Source organism: uncultured Bacteroides sp., from assembly GCF_902491285.1.
In the GTDB taxonomy this organism is placed as follows: domain Bacteria; phylum Bacteroidota; class Bacteroidia; order Bacteroidales; family Bacteroidaceae; genus Bacteroides.
The window spans coordinates 66,256-73,189 of record NZ_CABUHK010000019.1 but is presented as its reverse complement, the minus strand read 5'-3'; the positions used below and the strand labels follow the sequence as shown (position 1 = coordinate 73,189).

The following is a 6,934-nucleotide window of genomic DNA, read 5'->3' as shown; positions in this document are numbered from 1 at the left end:
TGAAAGAAAGCGATAAGAATGGTATCTACGAACATAAACTGTCATTCAGCCCGGTAAAAACTCAATACGTGAAAGTGGTTGCCCTGTCTGAAAGTAAAATACCGGCATGGCATGGTGGCAAAGACAGTCCGGCATTCTTGTTTGTAGACGAAATCACGATAGATTAATGAATATAAGAAACAGATGCACTAAAGTTTGTCTTTTCTTATGGGTATTGGGAATGTGCTTGACCGCACATTCCCTTAAAGCACAGTCCGTCATTCCTGTCCCGTTGAAGATGGAGCAGGGGACGGGCTCTTTTTTACTCTCGGAGAAAACAAAACTTTATACAAACCTACAAGGTGGAGAAGCGCAGCTTCTGGAGAATTGCCTGCAGCAAGCATTGCCGGTTCATCTCAAGAAAGGGAAAAAGAAAGATACCCGTCAAGTCCTTTCCCTATTGATAACGGAAAAGAGTGAGCAGTTGCCCACTTCTGAAAGCTATACGCTGTCCGTCACTCCGGAACGGATATTGATTCAGGCAACTTCAGGAGCCGGGCTCTTCTACGGGATTCAGACGCTCTTGCAGCTATCGGCTTCTTCGGGCGCGGGCACCACTGTTCCTGCGGTTGAAGTGCAGGATACGCCCCGCTTCGCTTATCGCGGATTGATGCTCGACGTATCCCGCCATTTCTTTACCAAGGAATTTGTGAAGAAACAGATAGACGCACTGGCATTTTATAAAATCAATCGTCTGCACCTGCACCTCACGGATGCCGCAGGCTGGCGGATTGAAATCAAGAAATACCCTCTGTTGACAGAATTTGCAGCCTGGCGTACCGATGCCAACTGGAAGAAATGGTGGAATGGCGACCGCAAATACCTTCGTTACGACGAACCCGGAGCTTCCGGTGGCTACTACACCCAAGATGATATCCGTGAAATCGTAGAATATGCCCGTCAGCATTTTATCACGGTTATTCCGGAGATTGAAATGCCTGCCCACTCGGAAGAAGTGCTGGCAGCTTATCCGCAACTCTCTTGTGCGGGCGAACCTTATAAGAACGCGGACTTCTGTGTCGGAAACGAAGAGACATTCACTTTCCTTGAGAATGTACTGACCGAAGTCATCGAACTTTTCCCTTCCGAATACATTCATATAGGCGGTGACGAAGCCGGCATGGCAGCATGGAAAACCTGCCCGAAGTGCCAGAAGAGAATGAAAGACGAACATCTCTCTCATGTAGACGAACTGCAAAGCTACCTGATTCACCGGATAGAAAAGTTTCTGAATGCCCGCGGCCGTCGTTTGCTGGGTTGGGACGAGATACTTAAAGGCGGTCTGGCTCCTAATGCGACAGTCATGTCATGGCGCGGCGAAGAAGGCGGCATTGCCGCTGTTACTTCCGGTCACCGGGCTGTCATGACACCGGGAAGCCACTGTTATCTGGACAGTTATCAGGATGCTCCGTACTCCCAGCCGGAAGCCATCGGCGGATACCTGCCGTTGGAAAAAGTTTATTCTTACAATCCGGTCGCCGCTTCATTGTCGGCGGAGCAGGCAAAACTCGTGTATGGTGCGCAAGTTAATCTTTTTACCGAATATATCCCGACTCCCGAACACGTGGAATATATGCTGTATCCCCGTACATTGGCGTTGGCGGAAGTGGCATGGTCGGCTCCCGAACGTAAATCATGGCCGGACTTCCATGCCCGTGCGCTGAAAGCGGTGGCAGACTTGCAGGCGAAAGGTTATAACCCTTTCGATTTGAAGAAAGAAATCGGAAGCCGTCCTGAATCCGCTCAACCCGTTACGCATCTGGCTCGGGGAAAGAAAGTGATTTACAACGCTCCCTACAATTCTTCTTATGCGGCGAAAGGTGACGTCACATTGACGGACGGCATACGTGGCGACTGGACTTACGGTGACGGTGCATGGCAAGGGTTTATCTCTAAGAACCGCCTGGACGTAACCATTGACATGGAAGCTGCTACTTCCATCCATTCCGTTACCGCCGCCTTTATGCAAGTGATAGGCGCAGAAGTATTCCTGCCCGCATCTGTCACGATTTCTATCTCCGACGACGGAATCAACTTCACCGAGTTGAAACATCAGACCTTTGAAGTGACCAAGGAAGTCCCTATTAAATTTACGGACATCTCTTGGGAAGGAAACGCGCAAGGAAGATATGTACGCTATCAGGCACAAGCCGGAAAAGAGTTCGGCGGCTGGATATTTACTGACGAGATAATCGTGAAATAGATATTCAGGCACGGATTTCTCTTCATGTCCATACCATTTCTGAATAAAAGAGGGAGTCTACTCAACCAGATCCCCTCTTTTATTGTTATATATTATAATATTACCTTAAAAAACTAATCAGTATGGTACGACGACACGGTAAACTAACTTTTCTCGGTCTTCTTCTGATAACCTCTTGCAGCAGCCTGTTTGCGCAGAAGATTCCTATAACTGTTCCCATAGATTCCTTAATTACGGTAGGATACGCCACCGGAAGTCTGAAAACCATCTCCGGCTCCGTAGAGAAAATCACGGAAAGGCAGATGAACAAAGACCAGATAACGAATCCCTTGGAAGCGATTCGCGGTCGTGTCCCCGGTCTGACCATCCAGCGGGCAACGAACGGACCCGCCGCCCTCGACGCCGTGCGCCTACGGGGAACCACCTCTCTCACCAGTGGCAACGACCCGCTGATTATCGTCGACGGAGTATTCGGCGACCTCAGTATGCTGACCTCTATTTACCCCACCGACATCGAGAGCTTCACCATTCTGAAAGACGCTTCCGAAACCGCCCAGTACGGTTCGCGCGGTGCTTCCGGTGTGATAGAAGTCACCACGAAAAAAGGGATGCAAGGCAAGACGCAAGTAGCCTACAACGGCAGCTTCGGCATCTCCACCGTCTACAAAAATCTGAAAATGCTCTCCGGCAACGAATTCCGCCAGGTGGCCTCGGAACGTGGCATCTCCATCCTCGACAAAGGATACAACACCAACTTCCAAAAAGAAATCGAACAAACCGGCATACAGCAGAACCACCACGTCGCCTTCTACGGTGGTTCCAGTGAGTCCAACTATCGTGTCTCCCTCGGTTTCATGGATCGTCAGGGAGTCATCCTGAATGAAGACATGAAGAACTTCACCTCAAGCATGAACATGAACCAGCGGATGTTCGACGGTTTCCTGAACTGCGAACTGGGAATGTTCGGCTCCATCCTCAAGAACCATAACCTGGTGGATTATCAAAAAACATTCTACTCGGCAGCCACCTTCAACCCCACCTATCCCAACCATAAAGACCCCGTCACCAACTCTTGGGACGGCATCACCACCGCCAGCCAAATCACCAATCCACTGGCATGGATGGAAGTGCAGGACGATGACGCCACCTCGCATATCAGCACCCACGCCCGCCTGACATTCAATCTGATGAAGGAACTGAAATTCACACTTTTCGGCGCCTACACCTACAACATCGTCGAGAACTCCCAATATCTCCCCACATCTGTCTGGGCAAACGGGCAAGCCTACAAAGGAACCAAAAAACGTGAATCACTGTTAGGCAATATGATGCTGACCTACAAGAAGCACTGGAAAAAACATTTCTTCGACGCCCTCGCCCTTGCCGAACTCCAGAAAGAAACTTACACCGGATACTACACCACAGTAACCAACTTCAGCACCGACAAATTCGGCTACAACAACCTGCAAGCAGGCGCGCTCCGCCTATGGGAAGGTACAAACTCCTACTACGAGCAACCCCGCCTTGCTTCCTTCATGGGACGCTTCAACTACACCTACGCTGACCGCTATATACTCACCCTCAACGCCCGTACCGACGCATCCTCAAAATTCGGCGCTAATCATAAATGGGGATTTTTCCCTTCCGCATCCGCCGCCTGGGTGATTAGTGAAGAGAAATTCATGAAACAGCTCCCTGTGGTAGATAACCTGAAATTCCGTATCGGCTACGGCCTTGCAGGCAACCAAAGCGGAATTGATTCCTACACCACGCTGAACCTCGTCAAGCCGAACGGCGTCGTCCCCGTAGGAAACTCCGCCATCGTCTCCCTGGGCGACTTGCGAAACACCAACCCCGACCTGAAATGGGAAGTAAAGCATACCTTCAACACCGGCATCGACGTAGCCCTGTTCGGCAACCGCCTATTGCTTTCCGCCAACTATTACAACTCCCGCACCACCGATATGCTCTACCTCTACAATGTCAGCGTGCCGCCATTCACCTACAACACCCTGTTGGCAAACATCGGCTCCATGCGCAACTGGGGTACTGAAATCGCCATCGGCATCACCCCTCTGAAAACCCGGGACATGGAACTGAACATCAACGCCAACATCACCTTCCAACGCAATAAACTGCTCTCCCTGAGCGGTATGTACAACGGCGAAATGATTTCCGCCCCCGAATACAAAAGCCTTGCCAGTCTTGACGGCGCCGGCTTCCACGGTGGATACAACCACATCGTCTACCAAATGGTAGGCCAACCGTTAGGTGTCTTCTACCTTCCCCACAGCACAGGATTGGAATCCGACGGCAACGGCGGATACACCTACGGCATCGCCGACCTGAACGGTGGTGGTGTCAGCCTTGAAGACGGCGAAGACCGTTACGTAGCCGGGCAAGCCGTCCCGAAAACGATTCTCGGTTCCAACATCAGCTTCCGCTACAAACGTTTCGACCTCTCCGTCCAGATTAACGGAGCCTTCGGCCATAAAATCTACAACGGAACTTCCCTGACTTACATGAACATGAATATCTTCCCCGACTACAACGTCATGAAAGCAGCCCCGAAGCAGAACATTAAAGACCAGACCGCCACGGATTACTGGCTGGAAAAGGGAGATTACGTCAACTTCGACTACGTGACCCTGGGTTGGAACGTCCCCATAGAGAAAGTGCAGAAACTCCAAAAGTACGTTCGTTCCCTGCGCCTGGCGTTCACCGTCAACAACCTAGCGACCATCTCCGGCTATTCGGGACTCTCGCCCATGATTAACAGCTCCACCGTAAACTCAACTTTAGGCGTGGACGACAAACGCGGCTACCCGTTAGCCCGCACCTACATACTGGGATTAAGTATTAACTTCTAAAAACAGAGGACGACATGATGAAAAAACAGTTGAAAAATATAGAGCAATTCTCCGAAGTAACGGAACAGCGCTCAAAGAAGATGGAACAATGTTCAAAGAAGATTAAACAGCCGTCAATAATAAGAATTACAGGACTTACAAGAATAACAGGACTTATTCTTATTATGTGTATGACTCTCTTTTCATGCGATAAATTCCTGGAAGAAAATCCAAAGGACAAACTTCCCGCCGGTGACGTTTACAACAAACTGTCCGACGTATATCTCAATGCCGTAGCCTCACTCTACACCTATGTCGGTGGTTACAGCGACAGCCAAGGCCTGCAAGGAACGGGTAGGGGAGTCTACGACCTGAACACCTTCACCACCGACGAAGCCATCATCCCTACACGTGGCGGCGACTGGTACGACGGCGGCTTCTGGCAAGGGCTCTACCTGCACGACTGGGGAATCGAAAACGACGCCATCCAAGCCACCTGGGAATACCTCTACAAAGTCGTAATGCTCAGCAACAAATCACTAGAAATAATAGATAAATTCAGCGAAACCCACTCCGACGCGGAACTCCCCGCCTACCGTGCCGAAGTGCAAGCCATGCGTGCCATGTACTATTACTACCTAATGGACTTATTCGCCCGCATCCCCTTGGTGCAATCTTCTTCCGTAGCCATGAAAGACGTACTCCAAAGCGACCGCAAAACCGTCTTTGAATTTATCTTCCACGAATTGCAGGAAGCCGAGCCTTTACTCAGTGACGTGCACAGCAACCAATCCGGCCCTTATTACGGTCGTATCACCCGTCCCGTAGTCACTTTCCTGCTAGCCAAACTAGCCCTGAACGCCGAAGTCTACACCGACAACGACTGGACGGACACCCAACGCCCGGACGGAAAGAACATCAAATTCACCGTAAACGGCAACGAACTCAACGCCTGGGAAACAACCATTTACTACTGCGACCAACTAAAATCCCTCGGCTATAAACTGGAACCGAAATACGAAACAAACTTCTCCGTCTTCAACGAACCGTCGATAGAGAACATCTTCACCATCCCGATGAACAAAACCTTATACACCAATCAAATGCAATACCTTTTCCGTTCCCGCCACTATAACCACGCCAAAGCCTACGGCTTAAGCGGCGAGAACGGCCCCAGCGCAACGATTGAAGCTCTCGAAACCTTCGGCTACGAAACGACAACCCAAGACCCCCGCTTCGACATCTGTTACTTCGCCGGTATCGTGCGTGACCTCAAAGGCAACATCATAAAACTAGACAACGGTACTGTCCTGGAATATCTCCCCTGGAACGTAGCCCTGGACATCACCGACACCCCTTACGAACAAACAGCAGGCGCCCGCATGAAAAAGTACGAAGTAGACCCGACCGCCACCAAAGACGGTAAACTGATGGAAAACGACATCGTCCTCTTCCGTTACGCTGATGCCTTACTAATGAAAAGCGAAGCCAAAGTACGAAACGGCGAAAACGGCGATAATGAACTGAACGAAGTTCGCAATCGTGTGAACGCTACTCCCCGTTCCGCTACCTTAGAAAACATACTTGCCGAACGCCAGCTTGAACTGGCCTGGGAAGGTTGGAGACGTCAAGACTTGATTCGCTTCGGAAAGTTTACAAGAGCGTACAGCAGCCGCCCGCAATTACCGGATGAAGCAAGCGGCTATACAACCGTGTTTCCTATTCCGGAGAAGATACGGGTGATGAATACGAATTTGGAGCAGAATCCGGGATACTAAGTGATATTCATAGTGAAATAATGAATACTTCTTTAATTTATATTCATATTATTACTATATTTGTG

3 protein-coding genes are annotated in these 6,934 nt (G+C 50.0%); all 3 read left to right on the top strand.

What is annotated here, in order from left to right; genetic code table 11:
- Positions 1 to 166: 166 nt before the first annotated feature.
- The 3 genes from RDN93_RS07240 (at position 167) to RDN93_RS07230 (ending at position 6,869) form a co-directional block, all read left to right on the top strand.
- Positions 167 to 2,242: a family 20 glycosylhydrolase gene (locus tag RDN93_RS07240; RefSeq protein ID WP_308744868.1), complete on the top strand. Its 2,076-nt coding sequence runs from the start codon at positions 167 to 169 to the stop codon at positions 2,240 to 2,242.
- A 122-nt stretch (positions 2,243 to 2,364) separates the two neighbouring features.
- On the top strand, positions 2,365 to 5,112 hold the full coding sequence (locus tag RDN93_RS07235) for a SusC/RagA family TonB-linked outer membrane protein (protein ID WP_308744867.1): 2,748 nt from the start codon (positions 2,365 to 2,367) through the stop codon (positions 5,110 to 5,112).
- Positions 5,113 to 5,126: 14 nt separating this feature from the next.
- A complete protein-coding gene (locus RDN93_RS07230; protein WP_308744866.1) occupies positions 5,127 to 6,869 on the top strand; it encodes a RagB/SusD family nutrient uptake outer membrane protein in 1,743 nt (580 codons plus the stop codon).
- Positions 6,870 to 6,934: the final 65 nt, after the last annotated feature.